At 48.8% G+C, this 21,005-nt stretch carries 14 protein-coding genes; 3 read left to right on the plus strand and 11 right to left on the minus strand.

Annotated elements, in window-relative coordinates:
* Positions 1-115 precede the first annotated feature (115 nt).
* The 3 genes from QVE09_RS08880 to garR all read right to left on the minus strand — a co-directional run bounded on the left by QVE09_RS08880 (position 116) and on the right by garR (position 3,968).
* A complete protein-coding gene (locus QVE09_RS08880; protein WP_315936514.1) occupies positions 116-1,474 on the minus strand; it encodes a GntP family permease in 1,359 nt (452 codons plus the stop codon).
* 92 nt (positions 1,475-1,566) lie between these two features.
* Entirely contained in the window at positions 1,567-2,991 is a 1,425-nt protein-coding gene (locus QVE09_RS08885) for a four-carbon acid sugar kinase family protein (RefSeq protein WP_315936515.1), read from the minus strand.
* 80 nt (positions 2,992-3,071) lie between these two features.
* Positions 3,072-3,968 carry a 2-hydroxy-3-oxopropionate reductase gene (garR, locus tag QVE09_RS08890; protein WP_315936516.1) on the minus strand — a complete coding sequence of 299 codons (897 nt, stop codon included), beginning with the start codon at positions 3,966-3,968 and terminating at the stop codon, positions 3,072-3,074.
* A gap of 199 nt (positions 3,969-4,167) precedes the next feature.
* Between garR and QVE09_RS08895 the strand changes: the two genes are divergently transcribed.
* Both QVE09_RS08895 and QVE09_RS08900 read left to right on the plus strand, forming a co-directional pair.
* On the plus strand, positions 4,168-4,788 hold the full coding sequence (locus tag QVE09_RS08895; protein ID WP_315936517.1) for a GntR family transcriptional regulator: 621 nt from the start codon (positions 4,168-4,170) through the stop codon (positions 4,786-4,788).
* 171 nt (positions 4,789-4,959) lie between these two features.
* The gene (locus QVE09_RS08900; RefSeq protein ID WP_315936518.1) at positions 4,960-6,123 is read left to right on the plus strand and encodes an oxalate decarboxylase family bicupin; all 1,164 of its coding nucleotides are present in this window, start codon (positions 4,960-4,962) and stop codon (positions 6,121-6,123) included.
* A gap of 209 nt (positions 6,124-6,332) precedes the next feature.
* Here QVE09_RS08900 and QVE09_RS08905 read toward each other — a convergent pair whose 3' ends face one another.
* The 4 genes from QVE09_RS08905 to QVE09_RS08920 all read right to left on the minus strand — a co-directional run bounded on the left by QVE09_RS08905 (position 6,333) and on the right by QVE09_RS08920 (position 11,040).
* Positions 6,333-7,121 carry a class I SAM-dependent methyltransferase gene (locus QVE09_RS08905; protein WP_315936519.1) on the minus strand — a complete coding sequence of 263 codons (789 nt, stop codon included), beginning with the start codon at positions 7,119-7,121 and terminating at the stop codon, positions 6,333-6,335.
* 200 nt (positions 7,122-7,321) lie between these two features.
* Positions 7,322-9,289, minus strand: coding sequence for a PTS fructose transporter subunit IIABC (locus QVE09_RS08910; RefSeq protein WP_315936520.1), 1,968 nt, complete (start codon positions 9,287-9,289; stop codon positions 7,322-7,324).
* A gap of 90 nt (positions 9,290-9,379) precedes the next feature.
* Positions 9,380-10,291 (minus strand): 1-phosphofructokinase, encoded by a 912-nt coding sequence (gene pfkB, locus QVE09_RS08915; protein ID WP_315936521.1) that lies wholly within the window; start codon positions 10,289-10,291, stop codon positions 9,380-9,382.
* A gap of 2 nt (positions 10,292-10,293) precedes the next feature.
* Positions 10,294-11,040 (minus strand): DeoR/GlpR family DNA-binding transcription regulator, encoded by a 747-nt coding sequence (locus tag QVE09_RS08920; RefSeq protein WP_315936522.1) that lies wholly within the window; start codon positions 11,038-11,040, stop codon positions 10,294-10,296.
* 189 nt (positions 11,041-11,229) lie between these two features.
* On the opposite strand from QVE09_RS08920, the gene QVE09_RS08925 reads away from it, so the two are divergent.
* Positions 11,230-11,913: a G1 family glutamic endopeptidase gene (locus QVE09_RS08925; RefSeq protein ID WP_315936523.1), complete on the plus strand. Its 684-nt coding sequence runs from the start codon at positions 11,230-11,232 to the stop codon at positions 11,911-11,913.
* A gap of 146 nt (positions 11,914-12,059) precedes the next feature.
* On the opposite strand, the gene QVE09_RS08930 is transcribed toward QVE09_RS08925, so the two are convergent.
* The 4 genes from QVE09_RS08930 to QVE09_RS08945 form a co-directional block, all read right to left on the minus strand.
* Complete coding sequence (locus QVE09_RS08930) at positions 12,060-12,545, minus strand: hypothetical protein (protein ID WP_315936524.1); 486 nt, start codon at positions 12,543-12,545, stop codon at positions 12,060-12,062.
* A 134-nt stretch (positions 12,546-12,679) separates the two neighbouring features.
* Positions 12,680-14,110, minus strand: coding sequence for an NAD(P)-binding domain-containing protein (locus tag QVE09_RS08935; protein WP_315936525.1), 1,431 nt, complete (start codon positions 14,108-14,110; stop codon positions 12,680-12,682).
* 327 nt (positions 14,111-14,437) lie between these two features.
* Complete coding sequence (locus QVE09_RS08940; RefSeq protein WP_315936526.1) at positions 14,438-14,677, minus strand: DUF896 domain-containing protein; 240 nt, start codon at positions 14,675-14,677, stop codon at positions 14,438-14,440.
* 111 nt (positions 14,678-14,788) lie between these two features.
* A complete protein-coding gene (locus QVE09_RS08945; RefSeq protein ID WP_315936527.1) occupies positions 14,789-20,986 on the minus strand; it encodes a beta strand repeat-containing protein in 6,198 nt (2,065 codons plus the stop codon).
* Between the last annotated feature and the right edge of the window lie 19 nt (positions 20,987-21,005).

Raw genomic sequence — 21,005 nt, forward strand, 5'->3', positions numbered from 1 at the left:
TAGTAAAGATAACAAAAACACGCCAAAGCGGCGTGTTTTTAGGTTTATGGCATTATGAGCTTATGAGTATTATTGGCATTTCTTCATTGTCATAAAGTCCACAATTTTTTTCCAGTTAGATAAATACACTCAACAATAACACCATGCCAAAGGCGGCAAATCCGAGAATGGTCTCCATAACCGTCCATGTCTTGAGTGTCTGCGGCACAGACAGATTCAAATACTCTTTGACAATCCAGAACCCTGAATCATTCACATGAGACAAAATAATCGAACCCGCTCCCGTTGCGAGCACCAGCAATTCCGGGCTTACACCCGGCATCGTCATGGCGATTGGAGCCACAATACCTGCCGCTGTTGTCATAGCCACCGTAGCTGAACCTACCGCCGCACGAATCAATCCGGCAATGACAAAGGCTAACACAAGTGGCGACAGATGCGCACTTTGGGCAAATCCTGCGATCGCATCACCTACACCACTGGCTGTCAGGATGCGGTTGAATCCGCCCCCCGCACCAATCAGCAAGATGATGGAAGCAACTGGGCCCAGGCAATCATTTGTATATTTCAATATCTGCTGTTTGCTGAAACCACGTGCATATCCAAAGGAATAGAAGGCAAAGAGCAAAGCTAGCAGCAGTGCAATAATCGGACTACCAATGAAATCAACGACCTGACGGAACGCGTTCGTCTCTGGCAGCATCAGATCCACAATCGTTGCCAGCAACATCAGGATCACCGGAAGCAAAATCGTAAAGAGGGTGATGCCGAAACCAGGCAGTTCCCGATCTTTGGTCTCGGTAAACTGTTCCATCAGCTCACTTGAAGTCTCAACTTTGATCCGCTTGGAAATCCATGTTCCATAGAGCGGACCTGCAATCGCTGCGGCTGGAAGGGATACAATCAGCGCCAGGAAGATCGTTTTACCGATATCCGCATTGAAGATTCCTACAGCAAGCATCGCCGCCGGGTGAGGTGGGATCAGACTGTGCACCACAGCAAGACCCGCGACAAGTGAAAGTCCGATTTTGATGAGTGATGTCCCTGTATGCTTTGCAATAACAAACACTAGCGGGAAGAGCAGCACGATCCCGACCTGGATAAATACCGGAATACCACAGATCAGCGCAACAACCATCATCGCCCAGTGTACATTCTTCTCCCCGAAGACACGTACGAGTGTCTGGGCTATACGTTCGGCACCACCAGACTCAGCCATGAGTTTACCAAGCATCGTTCCAAGTCCCAGAACAATCGCGATAAATCCGAGAACGCTTGCAACACCTTCCTGATAGGACTTCACGATATCCGTGAACGGCATACCCGAGATCAATCCCATAAAGACAGCGCCCACGATCAGGGCAACAAAAGGATTCATTTTAAATTTGGCAATTAACAGAATCAATCCAAGAATGGATATCAGTGCGTAGAGCAGCAGACTTGCATCATGACTAAGACCGAATACGGAATACATCCGAATAGCCTCCCCCAAGTTGTTATGTTGTGTCAGCACGCAGTATTACGCTGGCCTAAACGACCTGAACACTGCGCGCCTTCGTAATAAGCTCAAGCTTCGATCTTCTCAACCGTTTCCAGAAGGGCTTTTTCCCCACCAACATTTCCCGGAAACACGATATATGGGATACCACTGAATTTGGCTTCTTCCCCTGTCAACCATACCGGTATACCCGCAGCCACCTGACCGAGCACCCTTGCTTTGCGTATGGCCAGACCTTTTGTTGCCACATCACTGGATGTAATGCCACCTTTGGCAATAATGAACTTTGGTACGACTTCAAGAGATTGCACAATCTCGACCAAAGCTGACGATACCGTCTGACTGATCTTGAAATTACCCTCATGTCCTTCGACGGTTATGAGCTTACGGCTGCTGTATACAACAACATTGCTCCCCTCCGCAAGCTGCCTGTTCGCTTCCCCAATGACTCGTCGAATCTCCTCGGTATATCCATCCGAAGTTAACACACGCTCCACATCGATCTCCAGACTTATGATACCCGGAAATGTAAGCAGTTGTTCCAATTGACGTGTCGTCTTCTGTACATAGGAACCAACAACAACAATACCGCCATGTTGTTCCTGTCCGCTTGCGATCAGCTGTTCTTTAGGCAGAAATGCCTGATCCGAGATGCCCGCATACGATTTGACAAAGGAGGCCGCCGTCCGGAAAATAAAAGCTTTTCCCTCATCCTCTGCTTGTAGCAAAGCCAGAGAAAGTACATCCATGTCTGCATAAGAGAGCGCATTCACAATGATCGGTACATTGCCTTCGGCTTTCAGCAAAATCGTTTTGACCACATCGACACCTTGACGGATCTCCTCCAGCGAAATGCTAAGGCAGCAACTAGCCTGAATACGGCCTGATGTCTTCTCCTCAACCCATGCTGGCAGATCTCCATGCTCATACCCGAATACTTTATCCTTGGCAAATTCCGTCTCATGAACTGGAATCAACTGTTCACCTTCGACCATATAATGCGTGTTGCCTATCGTAACCCGTCCTGCCTCAAAGAATGCTGGAATAATCAGTTGTCCGTCATATGCACGTCCGCTGACACGCGCCACTTCTTCGGCCAGTACATCCGTCTCCAGCGGATAATACCCACGCAGCATGGAGTCACTACGACTGACAAAGGTGAAGCTCGTTCCTTCCTCTGCTGCAACCTCTTGCACATTGCGGGCAATCTCCCGATTAATACGTTCCGCTGTATCCGCATCCAGCCCTCGGGTATTGGTCAAAATATAGAATAACGACTCAGAGGATCGAAATGCCTCCTGCAACAGTGGCTTGTCCCACTGCGTCAACACATCAATATCATAAACCGTCTGCACACCGGTTGGGTCATCATCCAGCACAATAATTTTGCGAGCCCTAGCATCCTGCAATTGTTTAATCTGTTCTCGCAATCCTTCAGAAGAGTTGTCCGTCCGAAGAGCTGCGAGGATATCTGATAACGTCTGATAGGTCATGTCTCTCCACCTCATATCTATATCTATTAAAATTGTTTTTTTCTTTTTTCTTTTTTCTTTTTTCTTTTTTCTTTTTTTTATTATTGGACCCGATTCACTTCTACACCTGCGAGTTTCTCAAAATACTGAACGATTCCGCCATGATCATCTGCGGCTTTACCATCAATCTTCAGTGCATGGAAGATCTCCAGCAACTGACTGCTAAGTGGTAAAGGAACTCCGATATCATGCGCCGTTTCCATCACATTGGTCATGTCTTTAAGATTAATATCGATCCGTCCCCCTGCGACAAAGTTACGATCCAGAATGAGTGGCACTTTTGCATCCAATACTGCACTTCCAGCAAGCCCGCTGCGGATCGCCTGATACATTTTCTCCACATCAATGCCGGCTTTGGCAGCAAATACAAGCGCTTCGGACATGGCGGCAATATTCAGGTTCACGATAATCTGATTTGCCAGCTTGGCTGTTGCACCTGAACCGTTATCCCCCACTCGCGTTACATCCTGTCCTACCACTTGCAGAACCTCTTTCACAGATTCAAAAATCATTTCATTACCACCCACCATAATGGCCAGTGTACCGTCTATTGCTTTGGATTCTCCTCCACTTACAGGTGCATCCAACATATATAATCCGGATTGGGATACAAGCTGAGCCAACTCTTTGGAAACAACCGGTGAGATGGAGCTCATATCGATAACGATACTTCCCTTATTGGCTCCTGCCAGCACACCTTGTTCGCCCGTGATAACGCTGCGGACATGCTCTGAGTTGGGCAGCATCGTGAAGATGACATCACTATGCTCAGCTACCTCTTTTGGGGATGCTGCTCCTCGCGCTCCCTCATCAGCCAATGACATCACAGCCGTTTGATTAATATCGTATACGCTTACATCATATCCCGCCCGGATCAGGTTCAATGACATAGGACGTCCCATAATACCAAGTCCAATAAATCCAATTCGTTTCTTCATTCTGTAATCCCTCCAGCCTAAATTCTTCGCTTTTCATCTTGTAATCGCTATCATTGCTGTTCACATTCGTTATTGTACACAACATTTCAATTTTTGTATACAATTTTATTATTTATGTATCCGAAAATTAAAATTCGGTTTTTTATCTGGTTGTTTATTGCCCTCATTTTCGCTAAAGTAAGGGTAGAGGTGAAATACAATGCAACCAAGTACGGACAAGTCCCGCCCAGCCTATCAGCAAGCCTATGAAGTGCTGCGGGACATGATTTTGCAAGGCACCCTTTCCCCCGGAACCAAACTTGTGGAAGAAAAGCTGGCGACCGATCTGAATGTCAGCCGAACCCCGATCCGAGAATCCATCCGCCGCCTGGAACAGGAAGGATTAGTCGTGAACAAACGGGTCGTCAAGCTAACCGAGACGGATCTGAGAAATACGTTTGAATTGCGGAAGTTACTGGAGGGACATGCGGCACAATCCGCTGCTACCTTCTTATCTGCACAGGAAGTGACGGCTCTTGAGCATTGCGTGCACGTGGGACATACCGGAAGCAAAGAAGAGATTATGGAAGCCAATAAAGAGTTTCACGAAATCATCATGCGCGCGAGTAATAATGCATTGATGATTGATCTGTTCGATAAAATGCAATCCGTCATTTATCTATTCCGTCAGACGGTTGTATATTATCAGCGCCCCTTCCTTATTGAAGAGCATCATCAGATTTGTGAAGCGATCAAGGCACATGACGGCCAGACTGCCGAACGATTAATGAAAGAACACCTGCAGTCCGATCTGGAATTCTGCCTTCATTTGATTCGATAATCGGATTCATGGATTGTTCGACTTTCTCACATACGTATAAAGACGTGACCACATGCGGTCACGTCTTTTTTGTCGTTTGTCCCTCATATTATCCAGGCCATGATTCATAGGTGTAAACATAACGATACAGTGTCGCGTGTGACATGTTATTGAATCTGGAGGGATTACGTAATGACCAAAGGACAGCAACCAAACGAAAAGCCGTTTATCATCCCGCAACCCATTCGCAGTGATGGCGCTGGTGGACCTGATCTGGGACCCAGAGATGTTATGAGAGATATACAGAACCCCGATATGCTGGTACCTCCGGCAACCGATAACGGGTTATTGCCCAATCTGAGAATGTCTTTTTCCGATACACATATGCAATTGAACCATGGGGGTTGGTCACGTGAAATCACCGTAAGGGATCTCCCCATTGCCACTACACTGGCTGGTGTGAACATGAGCCTGACACCGGGAGGTGTAAGGGAATTGCACTGGCATCAACAATCCGAGTGGGCCTACATGATCTGGGGAACGGCAAGAATCACTTCAGTAGATCAGAACGGACGTAATTTTATTGCGGATGTGGGACCTGGCGATCTCTGGTTTTTCCCCAAAGGTCTGCCCCATTCCATTCAGGGACTGGAGGATGGTTGTGAATTTCTGCTTGTGTTTGATGACGGGTCCTTCTCCGATCTGAATACGTTATCCATATCCGATTGGTTTGCCCATACCCCACCAGAGGTATTGTCCGTCAATTTCGGCGTGCCCGAATCCGCTTTTCAGTCAATGCCGAAGGAACAGGTGTACATTTTCCAAGATACTGTCCCAGGTTCCATCGAGAGCCAGGAAGTTCAGTCGCCATATGGCACCGTTCCTCTCACATTCAAACACCGATTGCTGGCCCAGGAACCACTCATTACTCCCGGCGGAAGTGTCCGGATCGTAGACTCCACCAACTTCCCCATCTCAACTACCGTTGCAGCCGCACTCGTGGAGATCCGACCTGGCGCCATGCGTGAACTGCACTGGCATCCTAATGCAGATGAATGGCAATACTATCTGACAGGACAAGGAAGAATGACCGTGTTTGGAGGCAATGGCATTGCACGTACATTTGACTATCGGGCTGGAGATGTCGGATATGTTCCTGTCGCAATGGGACACTATATACAGAATACCGGTACAGACACTTTATGGTTTTTGGAGATATTCCGAAGTGATCGATTCGAGGATGTATCGCTGAATCAGTGGATGGCGTTAACTCCTCGGGATCTGGTCCGTGACAATCTAAATGCACCACCTGAGTTGCTCGATGCCCTGCGTAAAGTGAAATGGCCTGTCGTTTAATTTAGTATGCACCTCTATCATTTGTGCTGAAATGGGAAGTGACACACGTGAAGAAGTAGGACCGTCTGAACCGTCACTTTGATTATAAATATGCAAAATAAAACAAGCAGATCTACCATTTCAAGGTAATTTGCCTGTTTTATTTTTTATCAGCATTCATCCATTAACTCTTTCATAAAACTGCTCATCTATATGTTTTTTTTACCTAATCAGACATGAGCCGGTTTAATCGCTTGGATATACACACTTTCTCCTTCGAAGCTGTCGAGTTTCCCGTTCGTTGTTACTTCAAAATTAAAAAAATTTCTGATGATGGACGGTGCACTCAACATACTTGCTTCAAGTTCCCCTCTCTCCCGTTCCGGCAGAGCCGCACGGTTACACCATTCTTCAAACTTAAAACGCTTCTGGAAGGAAACCATCGTTTCCATTCGGAAGCTGGCATACTCCAGCATATGAATCCATTCCGTCTTGCGCCATGCTCGAACATGGCTTGCATCCCGGCACTTCTCCACTTCATTGTAAAACTGGTCATTCTCATCACGTTCAGGTGCCACGTTGTCAATGAATAACAACCTTCCACCGGGCTTCATAACTCGTAATGCCTCATGAACAAACGAAGAAACGTCCGGAAAATGGTGAGCAGCGATTCGGCAGGTCACAAGGTCAAAGACATCATCATCGAATGGCAGCTTCTCTGCATCCTCGGCTACAAAATCTACATTACCGTGTCCATTCCCCTTAATAAATTGTTCAGCCACCTGAAGCATTTCTTCTGTTAGATCGAGGGCTGTCACCCGCTGAACAAGTGGAGCCAAAGCATTGGCGACATGCCCTCCTCCAGTGGCGATATCCAGCACGTTCATATCCGGAGTGGCTTGAGATGAAGCCACGAGCAACGCGAGATCATCACCTTTGGCATGCCCCGCACTCGTCACGTATTTTCCTGCATTTTTCGCAAATTGCTTCTGCACCTGACTTTTGATTACATCAGACATTCCAATTCCTCCTGCATAAGTTTCATCAGACGAAACATAGTTTCAAAATATAATTATATTTATTTTACCACATATGAATGTAAAAGCTAAATAAGCATTTTACACAAATTCAGAAGCAACTTTCCACTACCTGACGACAAAGCTGAAATAAAAAAACATCCCCCAAGTGAATTTCACCCAGGAGATGTTACTTATATTTGTTACTTCACGATCGTTGGTGACTTCTTCCACAAGCCCAGAATCAGACCGGAGATCACAGAACCAATTGCAACAGCGAGCAGGAACAATAATGCGTGGTTCGCCAGTGCTGCAACAAAGATCCCGCCATGCGGAGCTGGTACATTAATGTGCCACAGTTGTGTCAATCCGCCAGCAACAGCGGAACCCAGAATACAAGAAGTCAATACACGCAATGGATCAGCCGCAGCAAATGGAATTGCACCTTCTGTAATGAAAGAGAATCCAAGTACATAGTTAGTCAGGCCTGATTTGCGTTCTTGCTCTGTAAATTTGGATTTGAAGAACGTTGTTGCAAGTGCAATCGCCAGAGGAGGCACCATACCGCCTGCCATAACCGCTGCCATCCATGCACCGTCTGTGTTACCACTTGATGTGAATACGCCGATAGCGAACGTGTAAGCCGCTTTGTTGAACGGTCCACCCATATCGATGGACATCATGCCGCCAAGCAGCAAGCCCAGCAATACTGCATTACCTGTACCCAGATTACCAAGTGCATCTACAAGCCATGTGTTCAGGGAACCAAAAATCGGATCAAAGACGTAGAAACTGATGGCACCCACGATCAGCAAACCAAATACCGGATACAACAAGATTGGTTTCAAGCCATCAATCGCTTTTGGCAATCCTTTGAACAACTTACGAAGACCAATAACAACATAACCCGCCAGGAAACCGGCAGCCAAACCACCAAGGAAACCGGCGTTTGAGTTAACCGCCATCAATCCACCGACCATACCAGGCATCAGGGCAGGGCGATCACCAATACTCATCGCGATAAATCCGGCAAGTACCGGAATCAGGAAGTGGAACGCACCTGTTCCGCCACCAATCGTTTGAAGCAACTGCACAATCGGATTTTCAGGACTAGCAATCTGCTCGAACAAGAAGGAAATCGCTAGCAGGATACCGCCACCTACAACAAACGGCAGCATATGCGAGATACCATTCATCAGATCTTTATAGATTTTGCTACCTACACTGATCTTGCCATCGCTTGCTCCCTCTTCCTGGGCATTTCCGCCTTGGCTGCGATAGATCGGTGCATCGCCGTTAACAGCTTTACGAATCAGCTCTTCGGGTTTACGAATTCCATCGCTCACCGGTCTTTGCAATACCGGTTTGCCATCGAAACGTGCCATCTCCACATTTTTGTCTGCGGCAACGATAACCCCTTTAGCACGAGCGATCTCGTCAGCAGTGAGAACATTCTGTGCTCCTTCAGAGCCGTTAGTCTCTACTCGAATATTGATGCCCATTTCCTGAGCTTTCTTTTTAAGTGCATCTTCAGCCATAAACGTATGAGCAATACCGGTTGGGCAGGCTGTAACCGCAACAACAAAATCTTCCGAATTTGCATTACCTACAATCACACCAGAAGTATTCTGTTGCTGACCAGTAGTAGAAGTGGACGCGGCATTTGCTTCTTTTTCAGCTTTTGCTTTTTCTTTGGCTGCTTCCTTCTCAGCTGCTTCTGCCTGTTTGGCATCAAACAATGCACTAACTTCCGCAGGTGTATCTGTACTCATCAATTGTGAGATGAAATCGCTATCAATCAACAACCTGGAAAGAGCTGCAAGCGTACGCAGATGGGTATTACCTGCGCCTTCTGGAGCCGCAATCATGAAGAACACATGAGCTGGCTGATCATCCAACGCTTCAAAATCAAGCCCTTTTCTACTCTTGGCAAATACAACCGTTGGTTCATTCACTGCTGTTGTTTTGGCATGTGGCATCGCAATTCCGCCACCGATACCCGTGCTGGACTCAGCTTCTCTTTTATAGATCATTTCCTTGAACAGGACGGGATCATTAATTCGTCCGCTTCGGTTCAGGCTTGCAATTAGTTCATCAATAGCCTCATCTTTGGTTGTGGCTTGCAGGTCCATGATCATCGTTTCCTGGATCATCAAGTCTGTTATTCTCATCTTGGTACACTCCCTTAAGTTCAGTCGGCCTGCATAGGCAGGCCTCACTACATTACAATTACAATGAAAACCTTTTATATGGCCGTTAGACTAGATCGCTGTAATGGTTACTTGATTGCGTAATTCATCAATCAGTTCACGTGTTGCCAGATCATCCGAGAACGCAGTCGCGCTTCCAGATGCAACCCCTGTGCGGAAAGCTTCCAGCAGATCACCGCTCTGTACATAGGTACCTACGAATCCGCCAATCATGGAGTCACCGGCACCGACCGAGTTTTTAACGATACCTTTCGGAACATTTGCATGATGAACTTCCGCTTTGGTAATGAATAGTGCACCCTCGCCTGCCATGGAGATCAACACATGTTTAGCACCAGCTTCCAGCAACTTACGCCCGTATAACACCAGTTCCTCACGTGTCTCAATCGTTACACCGAACAGTTCAGCCAGTTCATGATGATTTGGCTTCACCAGCAATGGTGCATGTTCAAGAGCTTCCATTAACGCAGGGCCAGTTGTATCAATCACAAATTCGGCACCCGTTTGCTTGCAGACTTTAATCAGACGATCATAAAAATCCGTTCCAAGTGACGGTGGTACACTTCCGGAGAGAATGACAATATCTCCTTTTTGCAATGAAGACAATTTGTGAAGCAACTGCTCTGCCTCTTCTGCACTTATCGCAGGTCCAAGACCATTAATCTCTGTCTCTTCTCCATGCTTCAGCTTGATGTTAATGCGAGTATCGTCTGCAATTGTGACAAAGTCTGTCCGGATATTATCTTCTTGCAACTTGTCATTAATGAATCGTCCTGTGAATCCACCAAGAAAACCAATGGCCGTGTTATCTGCTCCAAGTTGATTCAGTATGCGAGAGACATTAATGCCTTTGCCGCCAGGGAGCTTCAAGTCCCGATTCATTCGATTCAATCCGCCAAGCTTCAGCTCATCCACTTCCACGATATAATCAATGGACGGGTTAAGTGTTATCGTATATATCATCGTTATCCCTCAATTATTTTAGTTTTCTGTGCGATTCCAGGCCGCCAGTGTTCTGGCATCTGCTCGGTAATCAAATCGGCCTCCTCCAAATCAAACAATTTGGCAAAAGTAATTTCCCCTATTTTGCTGGAATCAGCCAGCACATAAGATTTTCCCGACAATTGATGTGCACGCCTTTTAATCAAGGCTTCCTCCGGATCCGGTGTTGTATACCCCATTTCGGGATCAACTCCGTTGCTTCCAAGAAAACATTTATCAAAACGGAAATTATCCATGTTCTGTAATGCGATACTGCCAATGACTGCTTTTGTATGAATTTTCATCATACCTCCGAGCAAATAACTGCGAATACGCTTGCTTACCAAAGCTTCAACATGTGAAAGTCCGTTGGTAACAACCGTTACGTCTTTTGCTTCAATAAAAGGAATCATGGCTAACGTTGTTGTTCCTGCATCCAGATAAATGCATTCGCCATTTTCGATCTCCTGTGCAGCCAAACGGGCAATCATTGTTTTCTGTTGAATGTTTTTGAACGTTTTTTCTTCCATTCCCGGTTCTAGCGTTTTTTCATTCACCAGTGCGGCACCGCCGTGGATGCGTTTGAGCATCTGACGACTCTCCAGATCGATCAAGTCACGCCTAATCGTTGATTCAGAAGCACCCAACACATCAACAAGCTCTTGCAATTTCACAATTCCCTGTAAATGTAAGCGCTCTATAATTGCAGCATATCGTTCTTCAGTCAGCATCTTCATTCCTCCAACTGCTTCTATAGTATCATAAACTCCTCAAAAAACAACCACTTTCATTCAAAATAATTTAAAAACCTTCAAAAATTTGCATCGTTCGACTTATTTTCTTGTCCAATTGTCCCTTTCCCTAGCCCCTAAACACGCATCTGATAATCTAGTCCCTATTTTATCGAAGGTGGTGACCTGATGACAGATCGTCCACACAAACGGCGAAAACCCTGTGCCCTACATCAGAAAAAGAAAGTCTCCTCTCCTCGCTTTGGATGGATATCCTCCAATTGGAGCGGCTATGCTCGTACAGGAAAACAGAACCAATACCGCCGAATCTCAGCAGAATGGACTGTCCCCTATGTTCTACCTAGTACACGTAACACATATTCATCCGCATGGATTGGAATTGATGGCTTCGAGAACGGCAGTCTGATTCAGACCGGAACCGGTCACGACTGGATTCAAGGCAAGCCCAGCTATTATGCCTGGTGGGAGATCCTGCCTGACGCGGAGACCATCATACCACATCCCGTTTCCCCAGGTCATCGCATTCGAGCAGTCATCGCCAAATTAACACGCAAAACCTGGTGCATAACCCTTTCTAATCTAACGCTGGGCTGGACCTTCCGCACCATTCAGTATTATTCGGGTCCGCAGTCCTCTACGGAATGGATTGTTGAAGCCCCCACTGTAGGAAGCTCCATCGCCTCCATGGCACGAATTACCCCCGTAACCTTCAACATGTGCCGCCTGAATGGACGCTCTCCTGCTTTTTGTACCTCTCAAAAAGGGATCATGATCCAAGGACGGCGTATCATCTCGATCCCTGGCGCCCCTAATCGGTGTAAGGATGGATTTACAGTACGTCGCAACACTTGAGTATTTAACGCTCAAACGGAGTACTTACTCCATGTTCTTAAAGTTGGTATTCCGTGCCCTTTGTATCTCCATTAAAAATCCTGCAGCCTCCAGCGCTTCAAGCGCGGCGTTGCAGGATTTTGCTTTTCATGGGAACTGCATGACGTTTATGACTCTACAACCATCGCATCCGGTTTGGGTTTAAGCCATTTGCCATCCTCATTAATAAAAGCCCCCTTGAAACGGCCCATCTCCAATTGTTCAATCAGCCTCTCCTCGTCCATGACCAGAATCTCAGCCAATTGCCCCGAGGTGTAATAATGAGCGGGATTGTAATCGAGCAGCACAGGAACAGACGTATCATATAGTTCTTTGATCAGATTCTCAAAGGAATGCCGACCCAGATTCTCCATGTCTCTATAAAACTGCAAATGTTGGGACACCATATTACGGAAAGATTTATTCTCCAGATGCATCCACAATGTATTGCAGGCCTGAACACTCATATGATTTTGTTCCACATCGTAAAATTGAACTTCTTCAATCTTCATGTATTTCTCTTGAAATGCAACGATCTTAATCAAAGGTACATTTCGTTTACGTGACGCTTTCTTCAGATGGGCTCTAAATTGCTCATAGTTCATTTCATTCATCTATTATCCCTGCCTTTAACATGTTCCAACCGACATTTTACAACAAATTAAAGGCAAGTGTAACCTTCATCATCTGAAAAACAAAAAAACGTCCAGCATCAGATGCCACACGTTCACAATATTATGGAGTTCGATTACTCAGCGAGAGCACCACTTTTCACCCAAGTAGCGGTAAATTCCTGTTCTTCATACGCATAAAAATTTTGCAAAATAACCTCCCGATCATCAAGGAACAGCTGATCTGCTATGGCAGTGACCAGTTTGGGCACCGCACTCTTGGTCCCTGATATTGCCGATGCGGACAGACCACAGCTGGCAAGTGCAGAGTAGTTGAATACAAACAGTCCATGCAACTGCTCCTCACCCTGCTCACTTCTACTAGTCATCGCAAACCCTGAACTCAGGTATGGATGTGCGTCCAGCAATGCATTGCGATGCTCTGGCGGAGCCTGATAACAGTCCTCCCAACGCGCGATGTATGGCTCCACGATCCTCAGTTCAGGACGGAGTGCCGGATCACTAAGCAGACCTGTACTAATAATTAAAAAATCAAACGTAAATGCTCCCTGTGCGGTATGCACAATCGCGCCTTGGTCTGTTGCTTCTACACTCAGCCAAGGCGAATTCAAATGCAGTTCGAATCCAGGCCAGGCTGCCGCACGATTAAACGTATCGTTGGTTGGCGGTTGATTGAATTTGAAGAAATGAGAGATCACTTCATATTTATCAGCAACCGGAAGAGCGTGGTATCGCTCAATCATACCGGATTGTTCCATCTGACGAATGGGATTAACACTTGGCAGTTGTTCCCGCCGTACAAATACATGGGCTTCCGCCACACCCGTGGCAAGCGCATAACTAGCATTATCAAAAGCAGAAGCACCGCCACCAAGCACTGCAACCCGTTTACCTTTTAAGCGTTCAAAATCAATCGCTTCTGACGTATGGGCATACCGATCCCGAGGTAATCTATCCGCAATCATGGATGGCACATGCCACTCTCCACCACCCTGTATTCCTGTAGCAAACACTACTTTGCGAGCAAGTATGACATCCATCTGAGTTCCTGCCTTGTTCACATGAAGTCGATGTATTCCGTTCTCTGTTGGCTCAACCAGCGTCAATTTCACCTCATTAAGTACAGGCAGATTCAGCACTTCCCGATACCAGCGCAAATAATTCATCCAGGCTCCACGCGGGATCTTGTCTACCTCTTCCCAACCTTCGGGCCCAACCTGTGCTTCCCACCATGAGCGAAAGGTTAACGAGGGGATCCCCAGATCGATGGAAGTCAGATGCTTGGGTGTACGCAAAGTTACCATACGCGCATAAGTCTCCCAGGGACCTTCAAGCCCTGATGCATTCTCGTCAATGACAACAATATTGGAGATCCGTTCCCGTAGAAGTCCAAATGCCGCCCCTAATCCACTCTGTCCCCCGCCCACAATGACAACATCATAGACATGACCATCTGCATGTTCTCTCGGGCGTACCCAGCTGGCGCCCCCAAATGACAAATAATCCAGATCATTCTTCACACGTTCATTCAAAGCTTCCAGGCTCATGATTCATCAACCCTTTCGAGATACATATATGAACTAGTCTTTCTTTGATTATTCGATGTAAGATTATTGTCAGTTATATTGAGGGAAATTGTACTTTTACCTTGTATTTCTGAGATATATTAGCGTTATTATATGAGTTATCGGGGATGATTTGAAGTTCGCGGTAGCTTTATTGTCATCAACACTAAAAATATCTAACATGCTTGTTAATCTGAACGAAACACCTAACTGGATTATTGATGCAGTTCCTGCTAAACGGATGATTTGCAGAAAATAAAAAAAAGACAGACCAAGATGTAACCTTGGTCTGTCTTCAAAAAGGGAATGCTATTGGCCGGCCTGTTCACGGCGCTGCAATTTTTCATTGGTTAATTTCTCAGGGGTCACATCATGACCCAGTGGGTCCACAACGGATACTGCCAACATGGTTGTCAGCACCTGACCTCGAATAGCCTGCAAATATTGTTTTCTAAGCTCCTGCTGCTCGCTTTGTTCTGCTATTGTCAAACCGACGCTGCTGCGTTGTTTTCGACTTAATTCATTAATGCGTCCCAAAATAGGAATCATGAAATCCACCTCACTTGTTAGTCCACTTTCCAAAAGATATTTCGAATATCTTCAAACTAACTTATTACAACTTTACGAATTTGTCCATAGGCGCAATCCGTTGAGAAGTTTTTAGGTGATCTCATGCACAGACCAAACAATACCATTCGTAGCACCACTGCCCAGGTTCAACGTAATCGTCAGCCCGTTTGCAGCATAGAACAGTCCAATCACATCTCCCGCATTCAATGCCACCTCTACCGCCAAAGTAACTGAACTGCTCCCCAAGACTGCCCGTAGTGTAAGCAATGTAACGGCTACATTCAAGATAGGCAACAAACCACTAACCAGAGTTGTAACTGTCGGTGATGTTCTCTGGACAAGAAAGGCAGGGTTAACTCCAGCACCCAGTGATAAGGCGATCGCTGCGGTCGTTGCATAATTGATCGTGGCCACAATGGAATATCTTCCTGTTACCGGGACGGTATAGTTTCCTGTGGTTGCATTGAAGTTGGCATTACCGTAATAAGGACTCGTCGTTGTCCAGTTGGTTAATTGTGCGCTCGTTGCTGTCGAAAGTGTAGCCAGGAAGGCCGAGAACCCTTGTGTTGCAAAGTTAGGCCCGGTTGGGCCCGTAGCTCCAGTCGCACCTGTGTCACCGGTTGCCCCTGTAATACCTGTCGCTCCTGTGGCTCCCGTAGCCCCGGTTGCACTCGTTACGCCGGTGGCCCCTGTAATTCCGTTAGCCCCAGTTGGGCCAGTTGGGCCTGTCGGACCTGTGATTCCGACTGTCCCTGTTGCACCTGTGGCTCCTGTACTCCCGGCTGTTCCAGTTACCCCAGTGGCACCAGTCGCACCCGTGATGCCTGCTGTTCCGGTGATTCCCGTAACTCCTGTTGAACCGGTACTTCCTGTGGCTCCTGTAAGACCAGTCGCTCCTGCAACTCCGGTTGTTCCTGTGGTGCCCGTTGCACCTGTAGTTCCAGTTGTCCCGGTTACACCGGTAAGTCCGTTAGTACCCGTAACTCCCGTTGTACCTGTAGTTCCTGTCTCACCAGATACACCTGTGGGCCCCGTCTCACCTGTGGCACCAGTTGCTCCAGTAACACCTGTGATACCCGTACTTCCCGTTGCTCCAGTCGTACCCGTGCCCCCAGCTATACCCGTTTCCCCTGTGAACCCAGTGGCTCCGGTCGCACCGGTTGGTCCCGTAACACCAGTTAAGCCAGTCGTACCGGTTGTCCCTGTAGCACCTGTAAATCCAGTTACGCCAGTACTTCCAGTAGCACCAGTCGTGCCGGTACTACCTGTCGTGCCGGTTGTGCCTGTTTCCCCGGTGAACCCGGTTATGCCAGTGGCACCAGTTGGTCCCGTTACACCTGTCGTACCTGTAACCCCTGTTAGACCTGTTTCACCAGTGGTTCCGGTCGTACCTGTTGTACCCGTAACTCCCGTTGCTCCTGTTACCCCAGTGGCTCCAGTAACACCAGTAGTTCCGCTTATACCAGTAATTCCTGTGGTACCTGTACTTCCTGTTGTTCCAGTCGCACCTGTACTGCCCGTAAATCCAGTAATACCGGTCGTACCGGTCGTACCGGTTGCGCCAGTGATTCCTGTGGTACCCGTACTCCCCGCTGCTCCTGTTACCCCAGTCAGTCCTGACACACCAGTCGTACCTGTGACTCCAGTTATGCCAGTCGTACCGGTTGTTCCTGTTTCGCCTGTTTCACCAGAAATACCTGTGGGACCGGTTGTCCCTGTAGCACCTGTAAATCCAGTTACTCCAGTAATTCCGGTAGCACCGGTACTTCCAGTAGATCCAGCCACACCTGTGTTGCCCGTAATGCCAGTAAATCCGGTCGCCCCAGTCGTTCCTGTAATCCCTGTTAGACCTGTTTGCCCAGTGGCTCCGGTCGTCCCGGTGGGTCCCGTTAGACCAGTCGTTCCAGTAACTCCTGTTTCACCAGTACTTCCTGCAGCACCGGTCGCGCCTGTGATGCCCGTGGGTCCTGTTACTCCAGTTAATCCCGTAACACCAGTTGGGCCAATATTTCCTGTTAGACCCGTTTCCCCTGTGACACCAGTTACGCCAGTCAGTCCGGTAATCCCTGTGGTACCCGTAATACCCGTAACTCCAGTTAGACCAGTCGTGCCGGTTGGTCCTGTTGCGCCGGTGACCCCGGTTACACCTGTAGCCCCTGTTTCGCCAGTTGAACCAGTAGCTCCGGTGGGCCCCGTAATGCCGGTTGTACCCGTATTTCCCGTTGCTCCTGTATTTCCAGTGGTACCAGTGATGCCAGTAATACCTGTCGATCCTGTGAATCCTGTTAGCCCCGTCTCTCCAGTTGCGCCAGTAGTTCCTGTCGTTCCAGTAATTCCCATAACACCAGTCGCGCCTGTGCCCCCTGTTAGGCCCGTTGCTCCAGTAACTCCCGTGGTTCCCGTTATACCTGTGGCTCCGGTCACACCAGTGGTACCCGTAACGCCAGTTAATCCTGTCGTACCTGTTGATCCTGTTTCGCCAGTGACTCCGGTTGTGCCGGTTACACCGGTGGGTCCCGTTAGACCAGTATCTCCTGTCGCTCCGGTGAGTCCTGTCACACCAGTCGTGCCTGTGGCACCTGTTAGACCCGTTTCTCCAGTGGCTCCTGTAGCACCTGTACTGCCTGTAAATCCAGTAATTCCTGAAGCACCAGTATTTCCAGTAGCTCCCGTCTCACCAGTTAATCCAGTTGCCCCCGTAGTGCCTGTTGTTCCAGAAGTACCCGTGCTTCCTGTAGCACCTGTAATTCCGGTGGTACCTGTTGGTCCTATTTCACCAGTGGCCCCAGTGAGTCCTGTCACACCAGTCGTACCTGTGACACCGGTAGTGCCAGTAACACCAGTTGCTCCAGTATTTCCCGTGAGGCCTGCAATTCCAGTAGATCCGGTTACACCCGTAACGCCAGTTAATCCGGACGTACCCGTTGATCCTGTTTCACCAGTATTACCTGTTATTCCAGTACTTCCTGTAGTGCCGGTTGTTCCTGTTTCGCCAGTGACCCCGGTGGGTCCCGTTAGACCAGTCGTACCTGTAACTCCTGTTAGCCCCGCCTCACCAGTACTTCCTGTCGCTCCGGTGAATCCTGTCAAACCAGTCGTGCCGGTTGGCCCTGTTGTACCAGTAATTCCCGTAGCTCCTGTAGCGCCAGTGATGCCTGCCGTGCCTGTTTCGCCAGTCGCTCCGGTCACACCAGTGATTCCAGTAGTTCCGGTTATACCCGTAATGCCAGTAACTCCCGTAGTTCCAGTAGACCCGATCCCTCCAGTGGGTCCTGTCATACCAGTCGTACCTGTAATTCCCGTTAGACCCGTTTCGCCAGTGGCACCAGTTGCACCGGTGATCCCTGTCGTGCCGGTTATGCCAGTATTTCCAGTTGGACCCGTACTTCCAGTTGCCCCTGTCGCCCCAGTAAATCCTGTAGCACCTGTAACTCCGGTGATACCTGTTTCTCCAGTAGATCCAGTCAAACCTGTCTCACCAGTTGGGCCGGTCGTACCTGTAATCCCCGTCTCCCCAGTGGCACCAGTTACTCCGGTCGCGCCAGTGGGACCAGTGACACCAGTTGCACCTGTAGTTCCCGTTACACCAGTCGGTCCTGTGACCCCTGTTATACCCGTTTCTCCAGTGACTCCGATTATACCAGTCGCACCTGTTGCTCCAGTAACACCTGTAGTTCCACTTATACCAGTAATTCCCGTGGTTCCTGTTACTCCAGTTAATCCCGTAACACCAGTTGGGCCAGTAGTTCCTGTTAGACCCATTTCCCCTGTGACTCCAGTTACACCAGTTGTGCCGGTTACGCCAGTAACTCCGGTTGGTCCCATGCTTCCTGTTGCTCCAATCGCACCCGTGATACCCGTAGTTCCCGTTGCTCCAGTGGCACCTGTGCTTCCCGTAATACCTGTTGTGCCCGTTATGCCACTAGTACCGGTTGGTCCCGTTACACCAGTGTTCCCTGTTAGACCGGTCTCCCCAGTAACACCAGTGGTTCCGGTAATGCCAGTTGGTCCAGCCGCACCTGTAATTCCCGTTTCTCCAGTTGCACCGGTCGGTCCTGTCACACCAGTCGGTCCAGTAACTCCAGTTATTCCTGTTTCACCGGTTGGACCCGTAAAACCAGTTACTCCCGTGATGCCCGTAAATCCGGTGTCACCCGTTGGTCCTGTATTTCCCGTCAGACCTGTAGCTCCGGTCGCACCCGTAATTCCCGTCGTTCCGGTTATACCAGTCACTCCCGTTAGTCCTGTGATTCCTGTTGCACCCGTAGCTCCTGTGAACCCTGTTTCTCCAGTTATACCTGTCGTTCCGGTATTTCCTGTAACTCCCGTCACACCAGTCGTGCCTGTGATCCCTGTTAGGCCCTTTTCTCCAGTGGCACCAGTTGCTCCGGTCGCACCTGTACTGCCCGTAAATCCAGTAATCCCTGAAGCACCCGTATTTCCAGTAGCTCCCGTAACGCCAGTGATACCTGTCGTCCCTATTTCGCCAGTGGCTCCCGTCACACCAGTTAATCCGGTTGCCCCAGTAGTGCCTGTTGTTCCAGAAGTACCAGTGCTTCCTGTAACCCCAGTCTCACCCGTGATACCTGTTACACCCGTCGCTCCAGTCTCACCATTTACTCCGGTTGTTCCAGCTGTTCCCGTGGTGCCTGTAGTTCCAGTTGTGCCTGTTACACCGGTCGCGCCGGTGATGCCCATGGGTCCTGTTTCTCCAGTTAAACCTGTGGTTCCGGTAATGCCAGTTGAACCAGTAGTCCCGGTGAGTCCTGTAGCACCTGTAACCCCCGTAGTTCCCGTTTCTCCAGTAAATCCAATCAAACCTGTCTCACCGGTTGTGCCAGTCGTACCTGTAATTCCTGTTTCTCCAGTAGCCCCGATTGGACCAGTCACACCAGTCGGACCTGTACCCCCTGTTAGACCTGCTTCTCCAGTGGCACCAGTTGCTCCAATCGCACCTGTACTGCCGGTAAATCCAGTATTACCTGTCGCACCGGTTACTCCAGTCGTTCCTGTTGTACCCGCAATTCCAGTAACTCCTGTGATTCCAGTTTCGCCAGTGACTCCACTTATACCAGTGGCACCAGTTGCTCCAGTCGCACCTGTACTGCCCGTAAATCCAGTAACCCCCGAAGCACCCGTATTTCCAGTGGCTCCCGTCTCACCAGTTAATCCAGTTGTCCCCGTAGTGCCCGTTGCTCCAGAAGTACCAGTACTTCCTGTAACCCCGGTCTCACCCGTGATACCTGTTAGACCCGTCGCTCCGGTCGTACCAGTAAATCCTATCGTTCCTGTGCTACCTGTTTCTCCAGTAATACCAGTTGCGCCAGTCGTGCCGGTGACACCAGTTGGACCTGTGACTCCTGTTAGACCCGTCTCACCAGTACTTCCAGTAGATCCGGTTACACCCGTAACACCAGTAACTCCCGTAGACCCGATCGCCCCAGTAAATCCTGTAGCGCCTGTAACTCCGGTGATTCCTGTCTCACCGGTTGGGCCGGGCGGTCCCGTTACACCAGTCGTACCTGTAATCCCTGTTAGACCTGCTTCTCCAGTGGCACCAGTTGCTCCAATCGCACCTGTACTGCCGGTAAATCCAGTAATACCTGTCGCACCGGTTACTCCAGTCGTTCCTGTTGTACCCGCAATTCCAGCAACTCCCGTTATTCCTGTTACACCGGTTGGACCTGTCGTTCCAGTGGACCCAATTGAACCTGTAAAACCAGTTACTCCTGTCACACCTGTGATGCCCGTAAATCCATTGGCACCAGTCGGACCTGTAATTCCCGTCGCTCCAGTCACGCCAGTGATCCCTGTGAATCCGGTAATACCGGTTATGCCAGTTGGTCCTGTTGAGCCCGTTACTCCCGTGAATCCTGTCTCACCAGTAGATCCAGTTAGTCCCATCACACCTATTCCAGTTGGACCTGTGAATCCTGTACTTCCTGTAAAGCCCGTTATACCAGTATTTCCTGTAGCACCGGTCACGCCTGTAACACCAAATCCGGTAATTCCAGTTGCTCCTGTGCTTCCTGTAGTTCCAGTTGCTCCCGCCTCACCCGTTGGACCGGTCGTACCTGTAAATCCTGTAGTTCCAGTCACACCTGTGGTGCCCATCAGTCCGATAGCTCCTGTTGCACCTGTGACTCCAGTTATTCCGGTACTTCCCGTGATTCCAGTTGCTCCAGTCCGTCCTGTTAAACCGGTTGCTCTCCATATGCGGGGATACTCGGGATACCCAGGATCTTCGGTTAACCCAGTGGCACCTGTTGCTCCAGTGAATCCTCTCATTCCCCGATAACCCCGTGGG

Origin of the sequence: Paenibacillus sp. ClWae2A, assembly GCF_032452295.1 — a bacterium.
Lineage (GTDB): Bacteria > Bacillota > Bacilli > Paenibacillales > Paenibacillaceae > Paenibacillus.

What these genes read in the sequence shown, in the direction of transcription:
- QVE09_RS08880 (WP_315936514.1), bottom strand. Translation starts at nt 1,474, where the DNA reads ATGTATTCCGTATTCGGTCTTAGTCATGATGCAAGTCTGCTGCTCTAC.
- QVE09_RS08885 (WP_315936515.1), bottom strand. Translation starts at nt 2,991, where the DNA reads ATGACCTATCAGACGTTATCAGATATCCTCGCAGCTCTTCGGACGGAC.
- garR (WP_315936516.1), bottom strand. Translation starts at nt 3,968, where the DNA reads ATGAAGAAACGAATTGGATTTATTGGACTTGGTATTATGGGACGTCCT.
- QVE09_RS08895 (WP_315936517.1), top strand. Translation starts at nt 4,168, where the DNA reads ATGCAACCAAGTACGGACAAGTCCCGCCCAGCCTATCAGCAAGCCTAT.
- QVE09_RS08900 (WP_315936518.1), top strand. Translation starts at nt 4,960, where the DNA reads ATGACCAAAGGACAGCAACCAAACGAAAAGCCGTTTATCATCCCGCAA.
- QVE09_RS08905 (WP_315936519.1), bottom strand. Translation starts at nt 7,121, where the DNA reads ATGTCTGATGTAATCAAAAGTCAGGTGCAGAAGCAATTTGCGAAAAAT.
- QVE09_RS08910 (WP_315936520.1), bottom strand. Translation starts at nt 9,289, where the DNA reads ATGAGAATAACAGACTTGATGATCCAGGAAACGATGATCATGGACCTG.
- pfkB (WP_315936521.1), bottom strand. Translation starts at nt 10,291, where the DNA reads ATGATATATACGATAACACTTAACCCGTCCATTGATTATATCGTGGAA.
- QVE09_RS08920 (WP_315936522.1), bottom strand. Translation starts at nt 11,040, where the DNA reads ATGCTGACTGAAGAACGATATGCTGCAATTATAGAGCGCTTACATTTA.
- QVE09_RS08925 (WP_315936523.1), top strand. Translation starts at nt 11,230, where the DNA reads ATGACAGATCGTCCACACAAACGGCGAAAACCCTGTGCCCTACATCAG.
- QVE09_RS08930 (WP_315936524.1), bottom strand. Translation starts at nt 12,545, where the DNA reads ATGAATGAAATGAACTATGAGCAATTTAGAGCCCATCTGAAGAAAGCG.
- QVE09_RS08935 (WP_315936525.1), bottom strand. Translation starts at nt 14,110, where the DNA reads ATGAGCCTGGAAGCTTTGAATGAACGTGTGAAGAATGATCTGGATTAT.
- QVE09_RS08940 (WP_315936526.1), bottom strand. Translation starts at nt 14,677, where the DNA reads ATGATTCCTATTTTGGGACGCATTAATGAATTAAGTCGAAAACAACGC.
- QVE09_RS08945 (WP_315936527.1), bottom strand. Translation starts at nt 20,986, where the DNA reads ATGAGAGGATTCACTGGAGCAACAGGTGCCACTGGGTTAACCGAAGAT.